Source organism: Anoxybacillus sp. J5B_2022 (assembly GCF_026847645.1).
Classification (GTDB): Bacteria; Bacillota; Bacilli; order Bacillales; family Anoxybacillaceae; genus Anoxybacteroides.
This window is the reverse complement of record NZ_JAPSMC010000043.1, coordinates 1-25,046: the sequence shown is the minus strand read 5'-3', so window position 1 is coordinate 25,046 and position 25,046 is coordinate 1. Positions and strand designations below refer to the sequence as shown.

The 25,046-nt window shown below is 42.0% G+C and carries 28 protein-coding genes and 2 pseudogenes; 25 read left to right on the top strand and 5 right to left on the bottom strand.

The window, feature by feature from the left end; genetic code table 11:
• Nucleotides 1-289: 289 nt before the first annotated feature.
• A complete protein-coding gene (locus M4I42_RS11970; RefSeq protein ID WP_268852372.1) occupies nt 290-1,663 on the bottom strand; it encodes an IS1380 family transposase in 1,374 nt (457 codons plus the stop codon).
• Between the two features lie 153 nt (nt 1,664-1,816).
• On the opposite strand from M4I42_RS11970, the gene dhaK reads away from it, so the two are divergent.
• The 18 genes and pseudogenes from dhaK to M4I42_RS11885 all read left to right on the top strand — a co-directional run bounded on the left by dhaK (nt 1,817) and on the right by M4I42_RS11885 (nt 15,281).
• Nucleotides 1,817-2,812 carry a dihydroxyacetone kinase subunit DhaK gene (gene dhaK, locus M4I42_RS11965; RefSeq protein ID WP_268852371.1) on the top strand — a complete coding sequence of 332 codons (996 nt, stop codon included), beginning with the start codon at nt 1,817-1,819 and terminating at the stop codon, nt 2,810-2,812.
• Between the two features lie 19 nt (nt 2,813-2,831).
• A complete protein-coding gene (gene dhaL / locus M4I42_RS11960) occupies nt 2,832-3,446 on the top strand; it encodes a dihydroxyacetone kinase subunit DhaL (protein WP_119877386.1) in 615 nt (204 codons plus the stop codon).
• 15 nt (nt 3,447-3,461) lie between these two features.
• Nucleotides 3,462-3,854 (top strand): dihydroxyacetone kinase phosphoryl donor subunit DhaM, encoded by a 393-nt coding sequence (gene dhaM, locus M4I42_RS11955; RefSeq protein ID WP_119877387.1) that lies wholly within the window; start codon nt 3,462-3,464, stop codon nt 3,852-3,854.
• 283 nt (nt 3,855-4,137) lie between these two features.
• Nucleotides 4,138-4,296 carry a zinc-ribbon domain-containing protein gene (locus M4I42_RS17165; RefSeq protein WP_442864108.1) on the top strand — a complete coding sequence of 53 codons (159 nt, stop codon included), beginning with the start codon at nt 4,138-4,140 and terminating at the stop codon, nt 4,294-4,296.
• Nucleotides 4,297-4,378: 82 nt separating this feature from the next.
• A pseudogene (locus M4I42_RS11950) lies at nt 4,379-4,576 on the top strand (IS66 family transposase); the annotation flags it as partial.
• Between the two features lie 357 nt (nt 4,577-4,933).
• Nucleotides 4,934-6,193, top strand: coding sequence for an urea ABC transporter substrate-binding protein (urtA, locus tag M4I42_RS11945; protein WP_268852370.1), 1,260 nt, complete (start codon nt 4,934-4,936; stop codon nt 6,191-6,193).
• Nucleotides 6,194-6,252: 59 nt separating this feature from the next.
• Entirely contained in the window at nt 6,253-7,152 is a 900-nt protein-coding gene (gene urtB / locus M4I42_RS11940; RefSeq protein WP_268852369.1) for an urea ABC transporter permease subunit UrtB, read from the top strand.
• Between the two features lie 11 nt (nt 7,153-7,163).
• Nucleotides 7,164-8,237: an urea ABC transporter permease subunit UrtC gene (urtC, locus tag M4I42_RS11935; protein ID WP_268852368.1), complete on the top strand. Its 1,074-nt coding sequence runs from the start codon at nt 7,164-7,166 to the stop codon at nt 8,235-8,237.
• Nucleotides 8,194-8,943, top strand: a complete 750-nt coding sequence (urtD, locus tag M4I42_RS11930) for an urea ABC transporter ATP-binding protein UrtD (protein WP_064220637.1) — start codon at nt 8,194-8,196, stop codon at nt 8,941-8,943. Before urtC ends, urtD begins: the two co-directional genes overlap by 44 nt.
• On the top strand, nt 8,937-9,638 hold the full coding sequence (urtE, locus tag M4I42_RS11925) for an urea ABC transporter ATP-binding subunit UrtE (RefSeq protein WP_268852367.1): 702 nt from the start codon (nt 8,937-8,939) through the stop codon (nt 9,636-9,638). The genes urtD and urtE overlap by 7 nt, the downstream gene beginning before the upstream one ends.
• A 55-nt stretch (nt 9,639-9,693) precedes the next feature.
• On the top strand, nt 9,694-9,996 hold the full coding sequence (locus M4I42_RS11920) for an urease subunit gamma (protein WP_032101499.1): 303 nt from the start codon (nt 9,694-9,696) through the stop codon (nt 9,994-9,996).
• Nucleotides 9,997-10,011: 15 nt separating this feature from the next.
• Nucleotides 10,012-10,347, top strand: a complete 336-nt coding sequence (locus M4I42_RS11915) for an urease subunit beta (RefSeq protein ID WP_066324207.1) — start codon at nt 10,012-10,014, stop codon at nt 10,345-10,347.
• Nucleotides 10,344-12,053, top strand: coding sequence for an urease subunit alpha (gene ureC, locus M4I42_RS11910; protein WP_268852366.1), 1,710 nt, complete (start codon nt 10,344-10,346; stop codon nt 12,051-12,053). The genes M4I42_RS11915 and ureC overlap by 4 nt, the downstream gene beginning before the upstream one ends.
• An 11-nt stretch (nt 12,054-12,064) precedes the next feature.
• Nucleotides 12,065-12,514, top strand: a complete 450-nt coding sequence (gene ureE, locus M4I42_RS11905; RefSeq protein WP_066324210.1) for an urease accessory protein UreE — start codon at nt 12,065-12,067, stop codon at nt 12,512-12,514.
• Nucleotides 12,504-13,178: an urease accessory protein UreF gene (locus tag M4I42_RS11900; RefSeq protein ID WP_183250961.1), complete on the top strand. Its 675-nt coding sequence runs from the start codon at nt 12,504-12,506 to the stop codon at nt 13,176-13,178. The genes ureE and M4I42_RS11900 overlap by 11 nt, the downstream gene beginning before the upstream one ends.
• A 26-nt stretch (nt 13,179-13,204) precedes the next feature.
• On the top strand, nt 13,205-13,819 hold the full coding sequence (ureG, locus tag M4I42_RS11895) for an urease accessory protein UreG (protein WP_268852365.1): 615 nt from the start codon (nt 13,205-13,207) through the stop codon (nt 13,817-13,819).
• Nucleotides 13,816-14,631, top strand: coding sequence for an urease accessory protein UreD (locus tag M4I42_RS11890; RefSeq protein WP_328284617.1), 816 nt, complete (start codon nt 13,816-13,818; stop codon nt 14,629-14,631). Before ureG ends, M4I42_RS11890 begins: the two co-directional genes overlap by 4 nt.
• 23 nt (nt 14,632-14,654) lie before the next feature.
• Nucleotides 14,655-15,281: an urease accessory protein UreH gene (locus tag M4I42_RS11885; protein ID WP_268852363.1), complete on the top strand. Its 627-nt coding sequence runs from the start codon at nt 14,655-14,657 to the stop codon at nt 15,279-15,281.
• A gap of 184 nt (nt 15,282-15,465) precedes the next feature.
• On the opposite strand, the gene M4I42_RS11880 is transcribed toward M4I42_RS11885, so the two are convergent.
• Both M4I42_RS11880 and M4I42_RS11875 read right to left on the bottom strand, forming a co-directional pair.
• Entirely contained in the window at nt 15,466-15,672 is a 207-nt protein-coding gene (locus M4I42_RS11880; RefSeq protein WP_183184880.1) for a capping complex subunit for YIEGIA, read from the bottom strand.
• 3 nt (nt 15,673-15,675) lie between these two features.
• Nucleotides 15,676-16,587 carry a YIEGIA domain-containing protein gene (locus M4I42_RS11875; protein ID WP_268852362.1) on the bottom strand — a complete coding sequence of 304 codons (912 nt, stop codon included), beginning with the start codon at nt 16,585-16,587 and terminating at the stop codon, nt 15,676-15,678.
• A gap of 138 nt (nt 16,588-16,725) precedes the next feature.
• Here M4I42_RS11875 and M4I42_RS11870 point away from each other — a divergent pair, with 138 nt between their 5' ends.
• Entirely contained in the window at nt 16,726-17,670 is a 945-nt protein-coding gene (locus tag M4I42_RS11870; protein WP_268852361.1) for a plastocyanin/azurin family copper-binding protein, read from the top strand.
• Between the two features lie 310 nt (nt 17,671-17,980).
• A complete protein-coding gene (locus M4I42_RS11865; protein WP_268852360.1) occupies nt 17,981-18,259 on the top strand; it encodes a hypothetical protein in 279 nt (92 codons plus the stop codon).
• Between the two features lie 126 nt (nt 18,260-18,385).
• Here M4I42_RS11865 and M4I42_RS11860 read toward each other — a convergent pair whose 3' ends face one another.
• Nucleotides 18,386-19,462 (bottom strand): YncE family protein, encoded by a 1,077-nt coding sequence (locus M4I42_RS11860; protein ID WP_268852359.1) that lies wholly within the window; start codon nt 19,460-19,462, stop codon nt 18,386-18,388.
• A 197-nt stretch (nt 19,463-19,659) separates the two neighbouring features.
• Here M4I42_RS11860 and M4I42_RS11855 point away from each other — a divergent pair, with 197 nt between their 5' ends.
• The 4 genes from M4I42_RS11855 (at nt 19,660) to M4I42_RS11840 (ending at nt 24,024) form a co-directional block, all read left to right on the top strand.
• A complete protein-coding gene (locus M4I42_RS11855; protein WP_268852358.1) occupies nt 19,660-20,910 on the top strand; it encodes a hypothetical protein in 1,251 nt (416 codons plus the stop codon).
• Nucleotides 20,911-21,533: 623 nt separating this feature from the next.
• Nucleotides 21,534-23,387, top strand: coding sequence for a copper-translocating P-type ATPase (locus M4I42_RS11850; protein ID WP_268852357.1), 1,854 nt, complete (start codon nt 21,534-21,536; stop codon nt 23,385-23,387).
• Nucleotides 23,388-23,390: 3 nt separating this feature from the next.
• A complete protein-coding gene (locus M4I42_RS11845) occupies nt 23,391-23,771 on the top strand; it encodes a cupredoxin domain-containing protein (RefSeq protein ID WP_268852356.1) in 381 nt (126 codons plus the stop codon).
• A gap of 61 nt (nt 23,772-23,832) precedes the next feature.
• Nucleotides 23,833-24,024 carry a DUF2933 domain-containing protein gene (locus M4I42_RS11840; protein ID WP_268852355.1) on the top strand — a complete coding sequence of 64 codons (192 nt, stop codon included), beginning with the start codon at nt 23,833-23,835 and terminating at the stop codon, nt 24,022-24,024.
• Nucleotides 24,025-24,085: 61 nt separating this feature from the next.
• On the opposite strand, the pseudogene M4I42_RS17160 reads toward M4I42_RS11840, so the two are convergent.
• Nucleotides 24,086-24,214: pseudogene (locus M4I42_RS17160) on the bottom strand (PCYCGC motif-containing (lipo)protein); the annotation flags it as partial.
• 218 nt (nt 24,215-24,432) lie between these two features.
• Between M4I42_RS17160 and M4I42_RS11830 the strand changes: the two are divergent.
• Nucleotides 24,433-25,046, top strand: a 614-nt coding sequence (locus M4I42_RS11830; protein WP_268852354.1) for a transposase family protein, incomplete at its 3' end; no start/stop codon positions are given.

The window sequence follows — 25,046 nt, the reverse complement described above, 5'->3', positions numbered from 1 at the left end:
CGGAAGCATTCTACGAGCGGCGGGAGATACCAAAACTCCAATGAAAGTAAGTGTTTGGATAAATATTGTACATATTGTGTTTCCTGAATCCGTGATGGTTGGAAATCAACTTTGATTTTGGTGTTAGTTCTATGGATATATGATCCATACATCCCTTTTTTTGATGATTCCCTGCACCACTTTCATGTTTGAAAACGAGATAAATCCTCTTTTATGGAGATACAAACCAAAAAAGAGACAAAAAAGTACAGGGGGGAGTGATGGATATGAGTACCCGAACATCTGTTTGTTATCTTGCCTCTTTCCATTTTTGATACACATTCAGTAGGAGTATACTGTACCCACTCCTTCGCGTCAGTTTCATCCAGATCTGTCGTGATCGGCGGACGAGTCGCCCTGCCATCGTGATCACCGTCTGAATAATTGTCTTGATGCGGCGGCGTTTCACTTTGTGATGCAATGGATGTCTCGGATCACTTAATAGATCTTGTCCAATCAGGCGGAGAAGATTGTAAACGAAGGCTCCCATGACCAACACGAGCGCATTCGTTTTCATCTTCCCAGATGGAAGCCGCTCTAAATCTAAGTCGCTCTTGAGTTCGCTATGAAACTGTTCGCATGTCGCATGATCATGATACAACGCGAGCACATCGCTCATTCGAACATGCTCGTATCCTTCGAGGCGCACCCAATAGCTTTCCACTTCATAATCAGGAACAAGCATCAGCTGTCCATTTCGTTCCATCGTTCGTTCCGTCACTTGGGTGACTTGAACGTACGTATACGTGTTTCCATCGATCGCTACCGTCTGTGGAAGGCATAGCTCATACGTTTGTACTCCTTCTGTTTGTCCATCGTCGACGCGTTTGCCCTTTTGCGAAGCGATCTGAAACCAAAGCGCTTTCGATTCTCGGCGTAAGTTTCGCTTGATGACAAAGTCCACGTCTTCCTTTAGGCATACGTGCACATTCGCTTCCGCATCGTTTCCTGCGTCCATGCGAACAAGCAGACGAGACGCGGTCAGTTGACGGGCTCGACGGATGGCGGTGATTAAAAATGAGGGCATCTCGTCTTGCACATGTTGTTTTCCGGGACGCAACTCGGCATGAACGATATACCCTTCCTTCCCTGCATACGCAAACAACGGCGTAAAACCGTCAAATCCTTTATACGTTCGACTCACTCCTTCTTTCTTCGTATCGGAGTTGTCAAATGGGGAAGCATCTATATCAAGGGGAAGCCATGTCGTTTTCCCTTTCGCCCAACAAGGGGACAAGGTAGCGTGTTGTCGAACCAACAGACGCATCGATTCCTCCCAAATGATTGCTTCGGTCATCGGAAGACAAGCGAGCTGATCGAGACGCTGTCGCAACGTTGGGGAGGAAGGCACGTGCTGAATACCCATTGATGTCGAAAAGATATCGTCCTGACGATACGCTTCGATATGATCAAAATCCGTTTTTCCTGTGGCAAGCAAGCCGATCATCGAGCGAATGACGTCGCTATGGGAAATGTGCACATCTCGACGAACCGTTGGGAGCCGAAGGGCGTTTACTCGTTTATCCAGTTTCGTTCGATGGAGTAAGTAGCCAACGAGAGCAAGCCCAGCACTTGGAGTAATCGCTTCATCTGTCAATACAAACCGAATCGGGAAATCTTTCATCACATTCACCTACTTGATGAAGAGTCGTCAACGTCGTTTTCCCTTATCGTATCAACGGTTTGCATCCATTGTAAAGATGTTTTGTCACGGATTCAGGTGGTAGAATGTAAGTAAGATAGAAATTATCTAATCATACAACAGGGGGAGAGAATGATGAAAAAACTAATTAACGACCCAAATCAAGTTGTCAATGATATGTTGGAAGGAATGGTTGTCGCTTATCGTGATCGGTTGAGAAGGCTGCCGGGTACGAATGTGATTGTGAGAAACGATGCTCCAGTAAAAGGAAAAGTCGGAATCGTGAGCGGCGGCGGCAGCGGACATGAGCCGGCGCATGCGGGCTATGTCGGCAAAGGAATGTTAGATGCGGCGGTATGCGGGGAAGTGTTTACCTCACCGACACCTGACCAGGTGCTTGAGGCGATCAAAGCGGTCGATAGCGGGAAAGGTGTATTCCTTATTATCAAAAATTATACGGGAGATGTCATGAATTTTGAAATGGCCGCGGAGTTGGCCGAAGCAGAGGGGATTCGTGTCGCGAAAGTCATTGTGAATGACGATGTTGCGGTGGAAGACAGCACGTTTACGACAGGGCGACGCGGCATCGCGGGAACGGTGTTCGTTCATAAAATCGCAGGGGCGCTGGCGGAGCGCGGCGCATCGCTTGAAGAAGTAGAAGCGGTAGCGAAGAAGGTGGTGCAAAACGTCCGTTCCATGGGAATGGCACTTACTCCGTGCACCGTGCCGGCAGCGGGGAAACCAGGCTTTGAACTTGGCGAAAATGAAATCGAAGTTGGCATCGGCATTCACGGCGAACCGGGAATTGAAAAAACAACGCTTAAAACAGCGGACGAAATCACGGAAACGTTGTTGAACAAAATTTTCGCTGACATGAAATTAGAAAAAGGCGATCGCGTCGCAGTGATGATTAACGGGCTTGGCGCGACACCGTTAATGGAGCTGTATATTGTGAATAAAAAAGTGTCGGAAATCTTAAAGGAAAAGCAAATTCATGTTCATGAAACGTTTGTCGGAGAATATATGACCTCTCTGGAAATGGCGGGATGCTCGATATCGCTATTGAAATTGGATGATTCCTTAATCGAATTGTTAGATGCGCCTGCCGATACAATTGCGTTGAAAAAATAAAGGGAGAGGAGAAATCATCATGGCGTTTGGCGTGGAACAGGCAAAACGATGGATGAACATCGCAAACGATAAAATTCAGCAACAAAAACAATATTTAACGGAGCTCGATCAAGCAATCGGCGATGGCGACCATGGGCTAAATACGGCGCGGGGATTTCAAGAAGTAGTCGAAAAAATTGCTTCTGTCAATTACGAAGATCTCGGTTCGCTTTTCAAAGACGTAAGCATGACGTTAATCGCGAAAGTAGGCGGAGCTTCAGGGCCGCTATACGGCACTGCATTTTTGAAAATGTCATTGGCGCTAAACGGGAAAAAGGAAGCGGATGATAAAGAGCTGGTCGCAGCGTTAGAAGCGGCGTTAAGCGGAATCAAAGCGCGCGGAAAAGCAAGCGTTGGCGAAAAAACGATGGTTGATGTGTGGGAGCCGGTCATAGAGTTGTTGCGGGAAAAGGGAAGCATGCAAGCGAAAGAAGCGGCGCTTCTCGCAAAAGAAAAAATGGAACACACAAAAGAACTTGAGGCGAAAAAAGGGCGCGCCGCTTACTTAGGAAAGCGATCGGTTGGCCACATCGATCCAGGTTCGGCTTCTTCGTATTTTTTGTTTGCCGCTTTAGCGGAAGCGCTGGAAGGATAAAGGGGAGATCAATTCATGAAGTATGTCAGCCTTGTATTAATTTCGCACAGTGAGGAAATTGTAAGCGGTTTAAAAAAACTATTGAATCAAGTTCAGCCTGATGTTCCGATCGCAATTGCCGGGGGAAATGATGGAGAGATTGGAACAAACGCTTTCCGCATCAAGGAAGCGATTGAGTCCGTTTATTCGGAAAAAGGGGTTGTTATTCTGTTTGACCTTGGAAGTGCTTTGATGAATGCGGAATTGGCAATCGAAATGCTGGAGAAAACGGGTCATATCGCCATCGCCGATGCCCCATTGGTGGAAGGGGCGTATATCGCCGCTGTGGAAGCAGGGTTGGGCAAATCGCTCGATGAAGTCGTCCGAGCGTGTGAACAAGCGAAGCAAATGGTGAAGGTGGAACATTAAGAATTTACGGTGTAGATTTATCATAAATTATGGATATAGGTGAATACATTGTCATTACAGATTGAAAAGCGGTCGATTTTTGAAGAATTCGAGATGATCGAATACAAACATCAAAACAACTGATGTCAAAGCGGGGATTTGACCAAGCATTGGTACTCAGAAATCATTATGATTTCTGGGTTCATTTTTTTACAAAAAATTGTTTTTTGAAACAAAATTCGACAACATTCTTCATCGGATTCATATATGGTTTAGATAGAATCATTAAAGGGGGAGTTTTTGAGTGTTTTGTCATCAATGCGGTGAAAAAGTATCTGATCAAGCTCGGTTTTGCCCACAATGCGGTGTGCCGTTGCGGGAGGGGGAACAGGAGACATATTGCAGCGTGCCTGTGTCACGCCCCGAGAAAATCGATTCGCTGTTCAAATACGTCCTGAATTAAACCATCGAGAAGAAGTATTAAAATAAAAACCGCAGCGTTGCCTCATTGGCAGCACTGCGGTTTTTCTCTTAGCGAACGGTGCCAGGCACTGTTGTTCATTCGCATGGTCAAAGTGAAAGAGAACATTTCGGGTACATTTCGCGAAGAAACATTCGCCCAGTCTTTTTGCATCACAAGAAGCATCGTTTCCACACTGACGAAACACGAAAAAAACGTGTGGGATTCGTTATGTCTTCTGTTGGCAGGCGAAACGATCGATCGAGTTCTTTCCGCTACCTAGGGCATTTTCTGTAATAGAGATGCCCTATTTGTGTTAGGTTTATTTACATACTGCTATCTGGGTGAAGAGTTATCTTTTCTGCAGTTTTCCATTCAATCAAAAAGAACCATATTAGGTTATATGACAAAATACAATATTTTTTGAATTTTCTGTTGACACTGCAAAAAAACATATATATAATGTCAGATAATATTACATTAGTTGTTATAAAATATAACGAATGGAGGTGGAGAAAAAGAAAAAAGGAATTTTCTCACTGTCATGAGAAAATTCCTTATAAATCGGGCATTACATACGTCGGTGCATGCCTGATTCTAATTATATTATAAATATTAGAATCTTGTAAGGGGTGTTTACATGAAGAGATTAAAAGGAAATGGATTGAAATGGCTCAGCTTGCTTTTATGCGGAAGTTTATTGGTACTGAGCGGATGTGCTGCATCATCGGCAGTCGATGAGGCGAAAGGAAAGGAGAAAGAAAGTAGCACATCGGAAACAAGCGACACTGTCAAAGTAGGGATACTTCACTCATTGAGCGGCACGATGGCGATCAGTGAGGTATCGTTGCGAGATGCGGAATTAATGGCGATTGAAGAAATTAATGAATCTGGTGGTTTGCTAGGGAAAAAAATTGAACCTGTCATAGAAGACGGCGCCTCAGACTGGCCAACGTTTTCGGAAAAGGCGAAAAAGCTACTACAGAAAGATAAAGTAGTGACAATCTTTGGTGGATGGACATCAGCGAGCCGCAAAGCGATGCTTCCAGTCGTCGAACAAAATAATGGGTTGCTTTGGTATCCAGTCCAATATGAAGGGATGGAGTCTTCACCAAATATTTTTTATACAGGTGCCACGACGAACCAACAAATCGTTCCGGCGGTAAGCTGGTTGTTACAAAATAAAGGAAAGAAATTTTTCTTGCTTGGTTCGGATTATGTGTTCCCGCGCACGGCAAATAAAATTATTAGAGCTCAATTAAAAGCGGAAGGCGGGCAATTGGTCGGTGAAGAATATACGCCGCTTGGCCATACAGATTATAGCACGATTATTAGCAAAATTAAAGATGTGAAGCCAGATGTAGTGTTTAACACGCTAAACGGGGACAGCAATGTCGCGTTCTTCAAACAATTAAAAGATGCCGGGATTACAGCGAAAGATTTAACGGTTATGTCTGTGAGCATCGCCGAAGAAGAAATTCGCGGAATTGGCGGTGATGTATTGGCCGGCCATCTTGCGGTATGGAACTATTTTCAGTCAACGGACACACCGGAAAACAAAGTATTTGTAGAAAAATATAAAAAGAAGTATGGAAAAGACCGCGTCACAGATGATCCGATCGAAGCAGCGTACTTTGCTGTTCATTTATGGGCGGAAGCAGTGAAAAAAGCCGGCTCTTTTGATGTAGATAAGGTGAAAAAAGCAGCGGATGGCATCGAGTATAAGGCGCCTGGTGGAACGGTAAAAATCGACGGAGAAACACAACATACATGGAAGATTGTGAGAATAGGAGAGATCCAACCGGATGGTCAATTTAAAGAATTATGGAATTCTGGGGAAGCTGTTAAGCCAGATCCTTATTTAAAAAGCTATCCATGGGCAAAAGACTTGATGAATTAAATACATTTGTGGGAAAGGGGTTATGCTCCTTTCCTCTCCTAAAGAAGGGGGGTATTTCTTTGTCAGTTTTTGTGACACAATTGTTTAACGGTTTAAGCTTAGGTTCGATCATGCTTTTCATTGCCATCGGGTTGGCGATTACGTTTGGGTTAATGGGCGTCATCAACATGGCTCATGGCGAATTGATTATGGTTGGAGCTTATGCGACGTACGTTGTTCAACAATTTTTTGCGCAATATGCACCGCAATCGATGGACTATTATTATATCATCGCTATTCCTGTCTCCTTTTTTGTTTCTGCTCTCCTTGGTTTAGGATTGGAAAAATCGTTAATTCGCCACCTATATCACCGGCCGCTAGATAGTTTACTGGCAACGTGGGGAGTGAGCTTGATTTTACAGCAAATGGCGCGGACGATTTTCGGTGCTCCCAATGTGGCGGTACTTCCTCCCGAATGGTTAGATGGAGGGGTTCGTGTTGCGGGAATGGTGTTTCCGTATAAACGGTTGTTCATTTTAGCATTTGTCGCCGTGTCAATCTTTGTACTTTATATGTATTTAAATAAAACAGCAGCTGGCCGAAGAATAAGGGCGGTTACACTTAACCGGGATATGGCCGCATGCCTTGGCATTTCTACGCAAAAAGTAGACGCATACGCTTTTGCGATCGGATCCGGCTTTGCGGGTTTGGCAGGTTGTGCATTAACGCTGATCGGTCCGATTGGTCCAACGATCGGAACGTATTATATTGTCGATGCATTTATGGTCGTTATTTTAGGGGGAGTAGGGAAAGTAATCGGAACAGTTTTAGGGGCATTTGGAATCGGATTGATTGGTACATTGACCGAATATTCGACAAGTGCCACGATGGCAAAAGTGATTACGTTTGCGTTGATTATTGTCTTTTTGCAATGGAAGCCTTCTGGACTTGTGAGCATGAAAACGAGATCACTCGATTAAGGGGGTCAAAAATGATCAAAAAGAACTGGATGTATTGGCTGTTTTTCCTTGCTTTGTTTTTAGCGCCGTTTTATTTGACGGAATTTCGTTTGTCGCTGCTTGGGAAATTTCTTTGTTTTGCGATGATTGCGATCGGCATTTCTTTAATCTGGGGCTATACCGGCATTTTAAGTTTAGGTCACGGTGTATATTTCGGCTTAGGAGCTTATTGCATGGCGATGTATTTAAAACTGGAGGCTTCCGGTGGTCGGTTACCCGACTTTATGGAGTGGAGCGGTGTAAATAAGCTTCCTTGGTTTTGGAAACCGTTTGAACAGCCGGTTATTGCCATTTCTTCCGCCATTATCGTTCCGGTGCTTCTAGCGATGTTTTTAAGCTATTTTACGTTTAGAAATCGAATTAAAGGTGTTTATTTCTCGTTGTTATCTCAAGCGATCGTGGTTGTTTTTGTGACGTTATTTATCGGAAAGCAAGAATGGACCGGGGGAACAAACGGGTTAACGAATTTTTCTACCGTTTTCGGGTTCTCGCTATCTTCTCCTCTTACACAAATCGTTCTTTATTTATTAACCGTTGTTTTGCTTTTGTCGATGTTTCTTTTCTCGCGCTGGTTAACGAGGAGTCGATTCGGTCGGGTGCTTGTTGCGATTCGGGATAGTGAAAACCGGGTCCGCTTTTTAGGATTTAATCCGACTACGTATAAAGTGTTTGTATATAGCCTTTCCGCCGCTTTTGCCGGAATAGCAGGAGCGATGTTTGTGCTGCAGGTAGGGCTTATTTCTCCGGCAATGATGGGAATTATTCCTTCCATTGAAATGGTGCTATGGGTTGCCGTCGGCGGAAGAAGTTCGTTAATCGGAGCGATCATCGGTGCCATTGTGACGAACGGTGCGAAAAGTTTTTTTAGCGAAAATTATCCTGATATATGGCTGCTGTTTTTAGGGGGATTATTTATTGCTGTCGTGCTGTTCTTGCCAAACGGGCTAGCAGGCGTATATCAGTCTGTTAAACAACGAAAAAAACAAGGGGAAGTGAGAGCAAATGAAGCCAGTTCTCATGTGCTGCAGCGTGTCAGTAGATTTTGACGGGTTTTATGCGTTGCAAGGAGCTGATTTGAAAGTTTATCCACATGAAGTACGATTTTTAATCGGGCCAAACGGAGCGGGAAAGACGACGCTATTAGATGTGATTTGCGGTAAAACAAGGGCAAGCAGCGGAAAAGTGTTATTTTACTCACACGATATTACCGATATGCCGGAACACAAAATTGTACAGCTTGGTATTTCTAGGAAATTTCAAAGCCCATCGATTTTTCATCAGTTGACCGTATGGGAAAACATGGAACTGGCTTTAAAACAAGATCGCGGGCTATTTGCTGTTTTACGGGCAAAGATGTCAGAGGCAGATCGGGATATGATCATCACGTTATTACAACGTATCGAATTACTCGATTATGCTGACCAAAAGGCTTGTTCTCTTTCACACGGTCAGAAGCAGTGGCTCGAAATCGGCATGCAGCTGATTCAGTTTCCTCAACTGTTGCTGCTTGATGAACCGATTGCAGGAATGAGTGCCGCGGAACGGGAACGCACAGGGGAATTGATCCATGAAATTGCCCGTGATTGTGCAGTTGTGATTGTCGAACATGATATGGATTTTGTGCGGCGTTTTTCAAAGCAAGTGACGGTTATGCATGAAGGGAAAGTATTGTGTGAAGGGACGATGGAAGACATTCAGCAAAATGAAAAAGTAGTCGAAATTTATTTAGGAAGAGAGGAGAAAGCGTGTTAAGCGTTCGAAATGTGACAGCCGGATATGAACAAAGCGTTGTGTTAGAAAACGTAAGCATGGACGTACAAAAAGGATGTGTGACGGCGGTGCTCGGGCGAAATGGTGTCGGAAAAACGACGCTTATGAAAAGCATCATCGGACTGATCAAACCGATGAGGGGCAACATCGAATGGGAAGATGAGGATATTACATCATTGCCGCCGGAACAGAGGGTAAGAAAAGGAATAGGCTATGTTCCACAAGGAAGGGAAATTTTTTCGACATTAACGGTCGAAGAAAATTTATTGTTAGGATTCGAGGCGCTTCCTAAAAAAATCAATCCGTCACACGTTTTAGAAGAGATTTATGAATTATTTCCTATATTAAAAGACATGTTGCATCGAAAAGGAGGAGATTTAAGCGGCGGGCAACAGCAACAGCTTGCCATTGCCCGTGCGCTGATTGGACAGCCAAAGCTGCTTTTGCTTGATGAACCGATGGAAGGCATTCAGCCATCGATCGTACAGCTGATTCGTGATGTTATCATGAAAATTGCAAAAGAAAAAATGGTCGGGATTGTACTTGTCGAGCATAGCCTGGATTTAGCTTTTTCATGCGCCGACTACTTTTACATTTTCGATCGCGGCATAGTTGTTGCGCAAGGGCATGTGAGTGAAACGAGCAAAAGCGACGTTCAACAGTTTTTGACAGTGTGAATCATCTCGAGAAGGAATGCTAGTTTGCGAAATATATAGGAAGGGGAAGAGGCCATTGAAGTTAACCGCTCGTGAACAGGAGAAGTTGCTTATTGTCGTTGCAGCCGATCTCGCACGCCGCCGCAAAGAAAGAGGGTTGAAGTTAAATTATCCCGAAGCAGTCGCGCTTATTACATATGAAATTTTAGAAGGTGCGCGAGATGGGCGGACGGTGGCGGAGTTAATGCAATACGGGACAACGATTTTATCTCGCGATGATGTAATGGAAGGGGTGCCAGAAATGATTGAAGACATACAAGTGGAAGCGACGTTTCCAGACGGAACAAAGCTCGTGACGGTTCATCAGCCAATTCGCTAAAAAAAGGAGGATATCATGATTCCAGGAGAATATTTGTTAAAAGAAGATACGATCGTTTGTAATCGCCATAAACCGATTACAAAACTGGTCGTGACAAATCGTGGAGATCGTCCGATTCAAGTTGGATCTCACTTTCACTTTTTTGAAGTGAACTCGTTTCTTGAATTTGATCGCCAAGCGGCGTATGGGAAACACTTAAATATTCCAGCAGGGACGGCGGTGCGCTTTGAGCCTGGCGATGCGAAGCAAGTGGAACTAGTCCCGTTTTCCGGGGAGCGCCGTGTTTACGGATTGAATCAGTTAGTCAACGGGCCGCTTGATGAAGGTGAGAAAGGGGGAGTCATGCGATGAGTTTTGAAATGTCACGGCAACAATATGCAGATATGTTCGGGCCGACAACAGGAGATTGCGTTCGTTTGGCTGATACCGATTTATGGATTGAGATTGAAAAAGATTTTACCGTTTATGGCGATGAAGTCAAATTCGGCGGCGGGAAAGTGATTCGTGACGGAATGGGGCAGCACCCGCTTGCCACACGTTCGGAATCGATGGATTTAGTGCTGACAAATGCGATCATTGTTGACTATACGGGAATTTATAAAGCCGATATCGGGATTAAAGATGGGAAGATTGCGGCGATTGGGAAAGCGGGTAATCCGTTGTTGATGGACGGGGTGAATATTACGATCGGAGCAGCGACGGAAATTATTGCAGCGGAAGGAAAAATTGTCACTGCAGGGGGAATTGACGCCCATATTCATTTTATTTGCCCGCAGCAAATCGAAACAGCTTTGTCATCGGGAATTACGACAATGATCGGCGGCGGAACAGGGCCGGCGACAGGGACAAATGCGACGACATGCACCCCTGGAGAATGGAACATTTATCGCATGTTGGAAGCGGCTGAAGCGTTTCCGATGAATCTAGGGTTTTTAGGGAAAGGGAACGCATCGTCGAAAGAACCGTTAGCGGAGCAAATTCGCGCAGGAGCCATTGGGTTGAAGCTTCATGAAGATTGGGGGACAACAGCCGCAGCGATTGATACGAGCTTGCAGGTCGCCGACGAATATGATGTGCAAGTGGCGATTCACACCGATACGCTGAATGAAGGAGGATTTGTTGAACATACGTTAAGGGCGATTAACGGGCGCGTGATCCACACCTATCATACGGAAGGAGCAGGCGGAGGGCATGCGCCAGATATTATTAAAGTCGCAAGTTTTCCAAATATATTACCTTCTTCTACGAATCCAACGAGACCTTATACAAAAAATACGCTAGATGAGCATTTAGATATGTTGATGGTTTGTCATCATTTAGATCCGTCTGTTCCTGAAGATATTGCTTTTGCCGATTCGCGCATTCGGAAAGAAACGATTGCGGCGGAAGATATTCTCCATGATTTAGGCGTCTTTAGCATGATTAGCTCCGATTCGCAAGCGATGGGACGCGTCGGAGAGGTAATTTTGCGAACGTGGCAAACGGCGGATAAGATGAAAAAGCAATTTGGAAAATTGCCTGAGGAGAAAGGAAGAGGCGATAATTTTCGCGTCAAACGTTACATCGCCAAATATACGATCAATCCAGCGATTACCCATGGGATTCATCAATACGTCGGATCGGTAGAAGTAGGCAAATTAGCTGATTTAGTCGTTTGGCATCCGGCATTTTTTGGCGTAAAACCGGAACTCGTTTTAAAAGGTGGCATGATCGCCTATAGTGTAATGGGGGATCCAAACGCCAGCATTCCAACACCGCAGCCAGTCATATATCGGCCGATGTTTGCGAGCTATGGAAAATCGTTATATAACACATCGATTACATTCGTATCGAAAGCAGCGTTGGAGCTTGAAATTCCACAAAAATTGAATTTGCAAAAAATGATTCGGCCGGTAGAGAATATTCGTAGCTTATCTAAACATGACATGGTGCATAACAACGCGATGCCAAAGATTGAGGTCGATCCGCAAACGTACGAAGTAAAAGTGGATGGCAAGCTTATTACATGTGAACCAGCTGAAATCGTTCCGATGGCACAACGATACTTTTTATTTTGAGGTGGTCAAACATGATTGTTGAAAAAATTATTGGAAATATCCGAACATTAGATCATTTCCCGCCACACACGGAACGTGTATATATGAATAGTGATGATTTAGTGAAACGGATTCAACGAGTGGTGACGGATCATGGAACCGAAATAGGCATTCGTTTACAAGAGGCAAAGGAATTAACCGATGGCGATATTTTATTCATGGATGAGAAAAACATGATCGTTGTCAGCGTCCTTCCTGATGACTTGTTGGTCATTCGCCCGACATCGATCAAGCAGATGGGGGAAATTGCGCATCAGCTTGGGAACCGCCATTTGCCTGCACAATTCGAAGGAGAAGAAATGCTCGTTCAGTACGACTACCTAGTAGAGGAGCTTTTAAAACAGCTACATATTCCGTATCAACGGGAAAAGCGAAAAGTAAAGCAAGCATTTCGCCATATAGGACATAGCCATGCTGGATAAGCTATTGCCTTTATTGCAACTATGTGATTCCAATTTTCCTTCTGGAGCATTTTCGCACTCCTTTGGATTTGAAACGTACATTTACAACGAAAAAATCAACAACGAGAAAACGTTCCGTGAGGCGCTTTGTGCTTATATTCGAACGCAATTAACGTATATAGACGGCTTGGCATGCCGCTTAACGTATGATTTTTTACAGAAACAATCAAAGGATGATGTATGGCGGTTAAATGAAATATTGGCTGCACTTTGTTTGGCGAGAGAAACGAGAGAAGGAACGCGGATGATCGGGGAACGAATGTGGAAGCTTTGCCGTGAAATTTATCCTTTTGAGATATGGAACGATGATAAAGAAAAGCGAGATTACATTCATCCAGCCATTGTGTTTGCGATTGTGTGTGATCATTTAGAGATCCCGAAAGATATAACGGTTTTATCGTATTTATATACATCTGTCCAAACGCTTGTTCAAAATGCGGTTCGCGGCATTCCGCTCGGTCAAACCGACGGACAAAAGCTGCTCGTTTTTGTCCAACCTTATCTAATTGAAGCGGTTCAAACCATTGATGCTTTAACCGAAGAAGATTTAGGGGCTGTAACGCCGGGGCTAGAAATTGCCCAAATGCAGCATGAACAGCTTTCCGTCCGCTTATTTATGTCTTAATGTTAAAAAAGGAGATGGAATAAAAGATGGAACCAGTAAGAATTGGAATTGGGGGTCCGGTTGGTGCCGGAAAAACGATGCTTGTTGAAAAACTGACGAGGGCGATGCATCGTGAGTTTAGCATCGCCGTTGTAACGAATGATATATACACAAAGGAAGATGCGCAATTTTTAGTGAAACATAGCGTGTTGCCGGAAGATCGGATTATCGGGGTGGAAACAGGGGGATGTCCGCATACCGCCATTCGTGAAGATGCTTCGATGAATTTTGCGGCAATTGATGAGTTGAAAAGGCGCCATCCGGATGTTGAGATTATTTTTATTGAGAGTGGCGGCGATAATTTGGCCGCTACGTTCAGCCCGGAGCTCGTTGACTTTTCGATTTATGTCATCGATGTGGCGCAAGGAGAAAAAATCCCGCGTAAAGGCGGACAAGGAATGATTAAATCCGATCTATTAGTAATTAATAAAATTGATCTTGCTCCTTATGTCGGGGCTAGTTTAGAAGTGATGGAAAGAGATGCAAAAGCGGCACGTGGAACGAAACCAGTTATTTTTACGAATTTGAAGGAAGAAATTGGATTGGGTGAAGTGGTCGAATGGATGAAAAAACAAGTATTATTGGTAGGGTTAGAGGAATGAACTGGTCGGGCTTGTTGCAATGTACGGCCGTGGAGAAAAATGGCCGTACGATTGTTTCTGACTGCTATTATGAAGGGGCTTTTAAGCTAGCCCGGCCCATCTATCTTCACCCTTCCCAGCCAACGATTTATTTGATGCATGTAGGAGGGGGGTATGTCGACGGAGACCGATATAAGACGGAGATCTCTTTGCAAAAACAAGCGAGGATGATTGTGACAACGCAGTCGGCAACGAAAATTTATAAGACGGTGAAGACACCGGTACAACAATATACATCGTTTTCCCTTAATGATCAAAGCGTGCTCGAATTTTTCCCTGATCCGGTTATCGCTTATGAAAAAGCGAAATTTTATCAAGAGACGACTGTGTATATGAAAGAAAGCGCGACGTTTATATATGGAGACATTATAACTCCTGGCTGGTCAGAAAGCGGTGGGCTGTTTCGTTACGACTGGATTCGTTCGAAATTAAAGATCTATCACGAAGGCCATTTAAAGTTATTCGACCACCTTTATTTAGAACCAAGAAAAGGAATTACTGGAATTTTTAAGATGGAAGGGTATACTTATATTGGATCTCTTTTTGTCGTTAGTCCTTTGATCACAAAGGACGTTCTTAAAAAATTTGAAAAGATTGCAGCGCATTTCCCTAACGAAGCCCATTTTGGATGGTCCACTCCGGTCGTTCCGGGACTTGTTGTTCGTATTTTAGCCCGCGAAACGTACATCATTGAAGTCATTTTTCAACTCATCCACCAATTGATTCGGGAGGAATGTTTTCAGGAAGAACCGATTTTTTTAAGGAAGTACTAAAAAGAGAAGGGGTTGGAACATTAGTGAGCACCGTATGGCCGACATTGCTTTTTGGATTTATTTTAGGTATCAAACATGCCACAGAGCCGGACCATGTCATTGCTGTATCAACGATTGCCAGTCGGACAGGGAAGCTTTCGCTTTCGTCGCTCGCAGGAATTTTTTGGGGAATTGGCCACACCACAACATTATTTGTCGTCGGAATGATCGTGATCGGGATGGAACAACAAATACCGGAAACCGCAGCGATGTGGCTGGAACTAGCCGTCGGAGTGATGATCGTCGTTTTAGGGGGTGCAAGTTTTCGCTCGACTTATACAATTCCTGCTAAAAAGGAAGTGAAGATAAACCACCTTCATTTAAAGTCGACATTCATTGGTATTGTTCATGGACTAGCTGGCAGTGCCGGAATGGTGCTTTTAACGTTAACGACTGTCGATACACGGTTGCAAGCGATATTATTTATATTGATATTCGGCGTCGGAACGATTATGGGAATGATGTTATTTACGACATTTCTCGGTTTACCATTTATTTGGATGAAACGTAAACAAATGGTTTATCAGTTCACCATCAAAGCCGTTTCGTTGATTAGTATCGTATATGGTTTATATTACATGTATCGCATAAGTAGTGAAATCATTGTTTAATCGTTTGTAAGGTTCGAAACGACAAGCATTGAGCAAGTTCATTCGTGTTGATTCATCAATAAAAACCAATTGAAACTAGCTTATTCACCATTGATCTGGCACCCAGCGGCAAGGAAATATTTTGAAAAGGTTCATTTTCATCCTTCCGCTGGTGATGTACTTTTTTGGCGTCATAGATGTCTATTTAAACCCTGATGATAAGGTAATCGCCGTTTTTCATTTTTACCACATCTGCCTTCATTGCTTTTGCGATATCTTGTGTCATCGTTTTTTGTTGTTCCTCATTCTCCGCCCACAACGCTAGCTGGCTCCCACCTAAAATTCGTTCTTTCTTTAAAGTGATAATGGCTAGTATTGTGTAGGTAGGTCGTTCTGATGATTCACGTCCCATCCGCTATTCCCTCCCAAATAAGTTTGTATCCATGACAGAATGGCTCTTTTTTACACTCTCGAGAACGGGTGTTTTTTTCACTGCTTCGATCAGTTTGTTAACATCTTTGATAATCGGGACTAATGTGATGACAATTTTTCCTTTTTCGTACTCTTTTCGTGTAAAGTGATAACGCTTTACTCCAACCGCTCGAGTTGCTTCGAATAAGGCTGCCTGCCTTTGACCATAATGGTCTAAAGCAATTCTAAAATGTTCTTCACGTGGAATAATGACAACGGCCAGCCCTTCTTTTTGAAACATATTTGCGGCGTTTTCGGTACCAAGGAGATTGGAAACAAAAATACCGTCTACAAAAAGCTCCGACTCTCTGACTTCTATTTTTCCTTCTTTAACATCAGCAATATCACCAAGCGTTTTTCCTTTTGAAAAACGCTTTATTACATAGAGGACGATAAGCCCTGTTATTGTTCCTGACATGACATTGATCGATATGAATTTACTATCAACTAACTGGATTGTTAATGCGGTTGTAAAGGAAACGATCAAGGCAAAGTAATTACGTGCCTCAAATGTCTTAGCAATACCGTCAATATAGGCATCACCACGATAAGCAGACTCCGTATTTTCTAAATCCTTCAAACTTTCTTTTTCTGCTTTTCTAACATCTCTAAACTGTTGAATTGCTAAAGCCAAAAAAGTAACAGCGACAAAATTTTTCGTCATAAGGGCTGGGATAGCGACTGCTCCTAACGAAGCGGCAACAAAACCGGTCACTAGATGTATTAAATATCCATTAGGATAAGTGGGATATTGTCTAAAATCTTCTTTAATGGTTAAAGCTCGGGCCATTGTTCCGACAATAGTAGCTGTTACGATGATGATCAGATGGTCAGTTGAAATAATGTTTTCTTTCATAATTAGTCACCTAATGAAAAGTTTTTTCTTAATTTGGCTAACTTAGTAAAAAATAATTCATTCATTTAATAAAGGACTAACGAACTGCTTGCCCACATATATGTATACAAATAAGAACTTACAGGGAGGGACAATTCATTGTCGATTTTATTAACGGGGATCATTGTAGCGGTTTTATCTTTGATTGTTATTGTTTTCGTATTTATAAAAAGAAAGAAAATTACATGTATGACTGGCATGATGGTGGCGATGGCTTTAGGAATGCTAGTCGGACTAACAGGTGGTTTGCAGGTCGGCATTTTGTACAGCGGTAACCTCTTTTTCTCAACCGTTTTAGGAACAGGAATTGGATTGTTAGCCGGTTTTTTGGCCGGTTTACCGGTTAGTATCATGGCGATGATGGACGGGGTTTTGTCGGGCATTATGGGTGGGATGATGGGAGCGATGTTAGGAGAAATGATTTCACCGGAATACCAACATTCAATGATCCGTGTCATGCTCGTCATATTTGTTGGGATGATTTTGATTGTTTTGTACATGCTTCAACAAGAAACCGGTTTTAATCGTGTATCTTTTATGAACAAAGTATTTCATAATCCGCTGTTATTAGCAGTCGCCTTTTTGCTGTTTTTCTACGCATATAACCGCTTATATCACGAGCTTGATCAAAACAATCATACGTCAATAAAAAACTCCCCTATGAATTACTCTATGACCAATCATAAGTTATCTGTTTCGCCGTTGAATTCGAATGCAAAGTTGAGAAAAGTAGTCATTGAAGCAACCGAATTTGCTTACTTCCCTAAAGATTTCAAACTTACTGTAGGGCAACCAGTCGCCTTAATTTTTAAAAATAGCGGTGAAATGGAACATGATATTGCATTCGAAAATATGAAAGCCTCTCTTTTACAACAGAGTGGTCATGGGAATCATTCAAAAAATCAAACCGTTCATATTCATTCTTTGCCGGGAAAAACAGCAGAGATGACGTTCGTACCAATAAAAAGCGGTGTGTTTCGATTTTATTGTACGGTTCCCGGGCATAAAGAATCTGGTATGGTTGGATTCGTCGAAGTTTCTTAAAGAAGCGGAATGGATGAGGGTGTCCCAAAAGTAACGGGGCACCCTTTCTTATCACCATATATACGCACGAAACACTTTCGTAAAACTATATATTGTATCTTCCTTGAAGAAAGACGACCTTTTGAGACAGCCTCTTTTATTTTTATCATTCTAACCGAGAAGACCCCCACTTCGAAACGAAGCGTAAGTGGGGGATGAATCGGCCAGTTTTCGTTTTTCGAGACCACGACAAAAATTTGTGGATTTTTATCAACACTTTCTCCATACTTTTTCTTTATTCTAAAACCAGAAAAGGATGGAGGTGTTGAAAATGAAAAAACTTATTTCAGGTTTGCTCGTCCTTGTTTCAGCTTTTGTGTTAGCTACAGCTGTTTTTGCAGCAAATAAAAATGATAATAATGATTGGAAAGAAATGTTGCCAATGATGAAACAAATGCATCCAAACTTCTCAGAGGAACAATTACAAAAAATGTATGAACAGTGTCGAAATACTAAAAATATGGATCAAATGATGGAACATATGATGAATAATAGCAAAACGAATCAACAAATGATGAAACAAGGACATATGAACAATCATATGATGTAGCAAGGTTTAATCAAATATATTTAAGCACTGTAGGCTTAAAACTACGGTGCTTTTTTATGCGTAAATTTCAGCAAATAGAAAAGAAAAACAGCAGGTTTAAAAACTCAACCTGCTGTTTATTTATATTTACGGCATGATGCTGATCCCGTTCGGAATTTCACCTACTTGAATCGTTTTGATTACTTTGCTTTGCTCTTTATCAATGACACTCACCGTGTTGTCAAACATATTGGTGACGAAAACATATTTTTGATTCGGACTTGTGACAACTCCGTGCGCTCCTTTGCCTGTTTCAATTGTGGCAACTACTTGTTTCGTTTTTATGTTTATTTTGCTTACGGAATGAGACGGTGCATTTTTCGTCCCTTGATTGGCTACATAAGCAAATGTATCGTCAGGATCCATGTACACTTGGGCTGGTCCCTGACCGACCGGAACTTTTTCTACTTTACCGCTTGCTAAGTCAACAATGGCGAGGGCATTCTCTGCATTTAACGTTACGGCTAATGTTTTACCGTCCGAAGTAATACCGGTTGTTACAGGAGTAGATCCTACTTTTATTTTCTTTTCTTCTTTCATCGTTTCTAAATTGAGGATACTGACGCTATCTTCTCCCATGTTGGCAATATACGCATAACGGCTATCTTTAGAGATCCGGAAACCATGCGGACCTTTTCCAGTTGGAATTGTTTGGATGACTGAGTAGCTCGCCATATCAATGACTGAAACGTTATTGTCTTCATTATTGGTAACGAGAGCGTACTTTCCATTTTCGGTGAAAACGATATGAGCAGGGTGATTCCCCACTTCCACTTTCTTTATTAATTCGTCTGTTTCTGTATTATAAAACAACGCTATTCCTTTCATATCCATTGATTGATCATTTCCATGTTGCATTTCCGGAACTAACGTAGCGCCGAGAATTTTTCCGTCAGGAGAAACTTGGACGTTATGAATCGCACCGTCTACTTTGATTGTTGCGACCACTTGATTCGTTTCTACATCAATTTTTGAAATACTCCCGCCTTCATTAGCAGTAAAGTAATATTTTTTCGTTTCTTTTCTTTGTTCTTTTTTGGTGGCTGCGACCTGTTTGTTTTCACCTAAAGTAGTGTTACTTTTTTGAGAATTCGCTCCGCAACCTCCTAAAACAAACGTAAACATCGTCAATAAGGTTAACAACGCAATGATCGTTTTACGCATCAAGTATTTCCTCCTTTTGCTTTATTGTGTCTGAAGACATGATATTAGCAAAAATATTTAGTCGCTGTGACGAATTTCACAACAAAAATAAAATTTTTTAAAATAGTTACAGTTTATTGAAATTCATAAATTCTGCAAATTTATCCTATAAAATAAAAATATTTTAAATTATTTATGGATAAGAAGGAGGAACCGTTGTGGGAACGAATTTCGAAAGAATGATTCAAGAGTATCGAGGTGACATGGAATCAGTCTATCAAACTTGGTTTATCGATAATGACCAAAGATTAAAAGCATTCCGTACTATCCGAAACGGTGTTATAGAGGTAATTAAAGATATAGAAAACAATACATTCGGAAATGATTTTAAAGGGTCCTCGTTAGAAATTGTAGTTACAGCCATTGCAGAACAAAAACAAGTTTTTGAAGGAGCCGCCCACGCGTTTTATTGGAAGCCGAAACTTCGAATACCGGATATTTATGAAAATGAACGTAATAAAAAGGCTTTTGGGAGATTTTTAAAATCATGTCTTCAAGCAATAACGGAAAAGCAACTTATAGAAGAAATTGTTAAACTAGATCAATTGCAAATTAAAGGACTTGGACCTGCTGTAGCTAATATTCTCTATTTTCTTCATCCAACCGTTTTTCCACCTTTTAATACAGCTATTGTAAAAGGTTTTAACCTTTTGTTTGACCAAAAAATAAAGCTTGGTTCGTGGCAAGAATATTTAAAAATGAGAGAAGTCATTTTAGATTTTAATGAGAAATATAGAAATTTACTATCAAAAGACCTTGGTGCAGTAGGAGGACTCCTGTTTGAAATTGGAACGGGAAGATTAGTCATTAGTGAAAACTATGAAATCACATTAGAAAATATGGAAAAGCAAACAAAAGCAAAAATGAAACGTCATTCTGAAGTGATAAATGATGCTATCGAGGAAAATGACCACTCGGAAATGCAATATCATTTAGCAAGATTAGGGAAAGCGCTTGGTTATGATGTATGGATTGCTCAAAATGATCATAAGAGAGAGTGGAATAATCAAAAGTTAGGGGAATTTTCCTTAAAACGCTTAAATTTGCCCAATATCTCTCAGTCAATAAAGGAAACCATTGCTCTCATTGATGTCATTTGGTTGGACAAAAAAGAAAGAATTGTTGGTGCATTTGAGGTTGAAAAAAGTACATCTATCTATTCTGGGATTTTAAGACTCTATGACTTGGCTTTAACTATGAGTGAAAATCAAACTAAGTTTTATTTAGTTGCTCCGGATAAACGCGAGAAAGAAATTAAAGCACAACTTTTAAGGCCGTCCATTCGACATTCAAATGCCTGTCAAATTTCTTACATTTTATTTTCTGAACTCCGATGTGATTGTGATGCGATGTGCAAATTTGGGACTGACATAGGTGTTTTAGACAAAATTTCAAGAAATGTTGGATAAGTATCTAAACGTTTCACTCGGTTGGATAAAAATCAGTTACGTTTCATTGGTTACTGGTCAACAAGAAGCATGAAGCGAAACGACAGTCCACTATGGAGCCGTGTGCGGCGTCGACAAATCAAAACCGTGATGAAAACAATCATCTTTTTTACAGTTAAATGCGTTCATCAGGATTCAGGTGTCACCTAATTTTCTGAATTTCTCCATAGAATCTACATATTTTATTTTTAACATGATCATATAAAGAAAGAAAATTTGTTCACGGAGGGGAATTTATGAAGAGGAATAAACATATTTCTAGCACCCATAACAAAAATCATCATCATGACCACCATCATCATGACCATGGTCATCATCACGCTCACCATCAAAAGAAACATTCATGCCATCACGAATCCAACACTTTCAGTTCTAGCTCGATACACTCGGATACCTCACATCAAACAGAAGAGAGAGAAAAACACGAACATGATGAACAATTGTATCGAAAACTAATGAAAAAATGGTGGTTTGCCGGAATATTGTCGGTTCCTATTATATTGGTATCTTATCCAGATTTTTTTCCAATCATAAGAAATTTGTTGCCTATGGGAAGCAGTCAACTCTGGTTTAGCAGACTGCTCATGGCAGTAGTAGCCTTAATTGTGATGATTTATAGCGGAAGCCAGTTTTTCATTGGGGCATGGGAAGGATTAAAACAACGTTCAGCCAATATGCATACACTGATTGCCATCGGGATCAGTGCGGCATGGATTTATTCGGTTGTCGCTTTGCTTTGGCCGGACTTATTTCCAGATCCATCGATGGCGGAAGTGTATTATGATGTTTCAACGGTTGTCACGGCGTTAGTTGTATTAGGAATGGCGATGGAAGAAAAAGCGAAGGGCAAATCATCTGAAGCAATTAAAAGACTCATTGGTTTACAACCTAAGACGGCTCGGGTGTTAAAAGACGGAGTGGAAACAGAAATTCCTGTATCGCAAATTCAGATCGGGGATATCGTTGTTGTACGGCCCGGTGAAAAGGTACCAGTGGACGGGATAATTCTTGACGGAAGTTCAGCTGTTGATGAATCGATGTTGACCGGCGAATCGTTGCCTGTACAGAAAGTTCAAGGAGACGAAGTATTTGGCGGCACGATGAATAAAACAGGGAGCTTTACATTTCAGGTGACAAAGTCACCGGATGATACCGCATTATCTAATATCATCAACATGGTGAAGCAAGCTCAAGGCTCCCGTATCCCTGTTCAACGAATTGTTGATAAAGTTTCTGCGATTTTTACTCCGAGTGTAATCATTTTAGCTATCATTGGGTACTTAATTTGGTTTAATTTCGGTCCTTCACCTTCAAGTATGTATGCTCTAATTGTTTTAGTGACGACGCTCATTATTGCCTGTCCTTGTGCATTAGGAATGGCCACTCCTATGTCTTTAACAACCGGGATAGGCAAAGGAGCGGAAAACGGGATTCTCATCCGTTCCGGCGAAGCGCTGCAAATCGCCCAGAAATTAACGACCATCGTTTTAGATAAGACGGGGACGATCACCATGGGCAAACCTTCATTAACCGATGTGATCGCCGTTGGTTCCCTCAAAGAAAAAGAATTAATTTATTTCGCAGCAACGCTCGAACAAGGATCGGAACATCCGTTAGCAGGTGCAATACTTGAAGCAGCTAAAGAGAAAAATATATTGCTGGGAAAAACCGAGAATTTTGAAGCTATACCGGGGCATGGCGTGCAAGGATGGATTGATGGCCACCATGTTCTATTCGGAAACTTAAAACTCATGAAGAAAGGCAACATTGCAACAGAAGCCTATATACAACATGCCGAAAGATTGGCGGACGAAGGAAAAACACCTATGTTTTTGGCGGTTGATGGAAAACCGGAAGGAGTCATCTCCGTAGCGGATACGGTGAAACAAGATTCTTTAGAGGCAATTACGGCAATGAAAAACATCGGATTAGAGGTGATCATGGTTACGGGGGATAATGAGCGAACGGCGCGTGCAATCGCGAAAAAAGTAGGGATTACCAATGTCATCTCCGATGTGCTTCCGCAGAATAAAGCAGAAATTGTCCGGAAACTGCAAGCAGATGGAAAAAAAGTAGCGATGGTGGGAGACGGAATCAATGATGCCCCGGCACTTACGCAGGCAGATATTGGAATGGCAATTGGAACCGGTACGGACGTAGCGATTGAAGCGAGTGATATTACCCTTGTTAAAGGAAGTTTAAAATCGGTAGTGCAGGCGATTCAAATTAGTCGGGCAACGATGAGAAATGTATATCAAAATTTAGTTGGTGCGTTCATTTATAATGTACTAGGCATCCCAATCGCTCTTGGCGTGCTCTATCCATTGACCGGTTCATTATTGTCTCCGCTTGTAGCCGCAGCGGCAATGGCGTTTAGCTCTGTTACAGTTGTGGCAAACGCCAATCGCCTGAAACGTTTTAAACCAAAGGAGGTATGATTGATGGATATGACTCAAATAATCGTTAATGTGAGTGGGCTGCTCCTTATTGTTTTCGTTGCTTGGTTTTTCTGGGGGCCTAAAAAGGGCGGATACAAAGCTACCTTCACCCCATCTGGATATCAAGAAGCAGAAATAATCGTCAAAGGTGGCTATACTCCACACATTGTTGTAGTAAAAAAAGGAAAGCCGGTGAGGTTTCAATTTATTCGAAAAGAGGAAAACTCTTGTTCGGAAATGGTTGTATTTCCTGAATTCAATAAAAGTGCGGCTCTCCCTGTTGGGGAAAAGGTGACGGTTGAATTTCTGCCAAAAGAAAGCGGAGAATATTCGTTTCAATGTCAAATGGGGATGTATCGCGGGAAAGTAGTTGTTCAGGATTAAAAGATGACATAGTGGTTTTTTCATAAAAGCTGTAAACTAAGCGGAAGAGGAGAGAAACGGAATGAATTGGGCCAATCTTTTAATATTGTTACTATGTCCTTTAATGATGCTATTTTGTATGAGAGGACATAAGCATCATAAACATCATGATCATCATTCTTCTGATCATCATTCCATCAAGAAATTACAGGATCAGATTACAAAATTAGAGGCAGACAATGAACGATTAAAGGAACAATTAAAAAGTAAATGAGTGGTGAGAAGTGTGTACTAAAAGTGCTCGCTTTTAGTACACACTTGGCTTTTATTATTAATAATACAGGTGTAGATTGCACTTGGTGTTCACCACTTGAATGCCCATCTTCGGAAACCTCATTCCCTGTTGAAGAGCAGCCAGATACTAAAGTGATGGCAGTTAGAATAGGGAAAATATACTTCTTCATCCAATCTTCCTTTCTTGCTTCTTACTATAATAATTCAAGAATATCCAATTCTATTTATGGATTCAATGAATCAAATCCTATTAAATATTACCATGGTGAATATGTTCATAAAAAGGTTCATCACCAAATTTTGTGATTTAGTGACAAAAAAGAGAAAGCACTAACGAGATCCTGGCAATAATGTTAGTGGTGAAATAAACATTAAGGAGGTCTCGTAAGTGCTTTCTATACCACTAGGATTGCCAGAATTTAAAGTGATTAAACAAGAACTTCTTTCCTATGGTTATGCGATTCATGTAGAGAAAACAGAGACACAGGAACGTTGCCCTCATTGTGGGTTTGCCACTTCCTCTGTCCACGACAGACGGACAAGAAAAGTACGGGATTTGGCGATTTTTCATCAACCGGTGTACTTGTTCGTCAAGGTAAAGCGCTATCGGTGCTGGAATTGTTCCCAAGTGTTTTCCGCCTCTTTGGAATCGATTCAACCCAATCAACACTACACCAATCGATTTTGTGAGTACTTGTATGAACTTTGCGAAGGCTCCACCATTCAAGAGGTTAGCCGAAAGCACCGCATCCCATATACGACATTGGAACGCATCTATTACTCCATCGCATCGAAAAAAGCAAAAGAGCGTCAAACAGCGATAGAAGCATCTTCTCAAGAAGGAATGGGGCTTAGTTTAGATGAAATCGCTGTAAAAAAGGGACATCAGTATGAAACTGTATTGATGGATGCCAGAGCCGGATCGGTCATGGGAATGCATGCCGATCGCCAATGTGACTCCGCCATCCACTTGTTGAGCCAAAATATCCTGTCGAAAGAAAT

Bases quoted from the DNA above. Each gene is read 5' to 3' on its own strand.
- dhaM (WP_119877387.1), top strand. From the start codon at position 3,462: ATGAAGTATGTCAGCCTTGTATTAATTTCGCACAGTGAGGAAATTGTA.
- dhaK (WP_268852371.1), top strand. From the start codon at position 1,817: ATGAAAAAACTAATTAACGACCCAAATCAAGTTGTCAATGATATGTTG.
- M4I42_RS11865 (WP_268852360.1), top strand. From the start codon at position 17,981: ATGAAAAAACTTATTTCAGGTTTGCTCGTCCTTGTTTCAGCTTTTGTG.
- dhaL (WP_119877386.1), top strand. From the start codon at position 2,832: ATGGCGTTTGGCGTGGAACAGGCAAAACGATGGATGAACATCGCAAAC.
- M4I42_RS11880 (WP_183184880.1), bottom strand. From the start codon at position 15,672: ATGGGACGTGAATCATCAGAACGACCTACCTACACAATACTAGCCATT.
- M4I42_RS11915 (WP_066324207.1), top strand. From the start codon at position 10,012: ATGATTCCAGGAGAATATTTGTTAAAAGAAGATACGATCGTTTGTAAT.
- M4I42_RS11840 (WP_268852355.1), top strand. From the start codon at position 23,833: ATGAATTGGGCCAATCTTTTAATATTGTTACTATGTCCTTTAATGATG.
- M4I42_RS11890 (WP_328284617.1), top strand. From the start codon at position 13,816: ATGAACTGGTCGGGCTTGTTGCAATGTACGGCCGTGGAGAAAAATGGC.
- urtA (WP_268852370.1), top strand. From the start codon at position 4,934: ATGAAGAGATTAAAAGGAAATGGATTGAAATGGCTCAGCTTGCTTTTA.
- urtC (WP_268852368.1), top strand. From the start codon at position 7,164: ATGATCAAAAAGAACTGGATGTATTGGCTGTTTTTCCTTGCTTTGTTT.
- M4I42_RS11860 (WP_268852359.1), bottom strand. From the start codon at position 19,462: ATGCGTAAAACGATCATTGCGTTGTTAACCTTATTGACGATGTTTACG.
- ureE (WP_066324210.1), top strand. From the start codon at position 12,065: ATGATTGTTGAAAAAATTATTGGAAATATCCGAACATTAGATCATTTC.
- urtD (WP_064220637.1), top strand. From the start codon at position 8,194: ATGAAGCCAGTTCTCATGTGCTGCAGCGTGTCAGTAGATTTTGACGGG.
- ureG (WP_268852365.1), top strand. From the start codon at position 13,205: ATGGAACCAGTAAGAATTGGAATTGGGGGTCCGGTTGGTGCCGGAAAA.
- M4I42_RS11850 (WP_268852357.1), top strand. From the start codon at position 21,534: ATGGCAGTAGTAGCCTTAATTGTGATGATTTATAGCGGAAGCCAGTTT.
- ureC (WP_268852366.1), top strand. From the start codon at position 10,344: ATGAGTTTTGAAATGTCACGGCAACAATATGCAGATATGTTCGGGCCG.
- M4I42_RS11970 (WP_268852372.1), bottom strand. From the start codon at position 1,663: ATGAAAGATTTCCCGATTCGGTTTGTATTGACAGATGAAGCGATTACT.
- M4I42_RS11875 (WP_268852362.1), bottom strand. From the start codon at position 16,587: ATGAAAGAAAACATTATTTCAACTGACCATCTGATCATCATCGTAACA.
- M4I42_RS11900 (WP_183250961.1), top strand. From the start codon at position 12,504: ATGCTGGATAAGCTATTGCCTTTATTGCAACTATGTGATTCCAATTTT.
- M4I42_RS11845 (WP_268852356.1), top strand. From the start codon at position 23,391: ATGGATATGACTCAAATAATCGTTAATGTGAGTGGGCTGCTCCTTATT.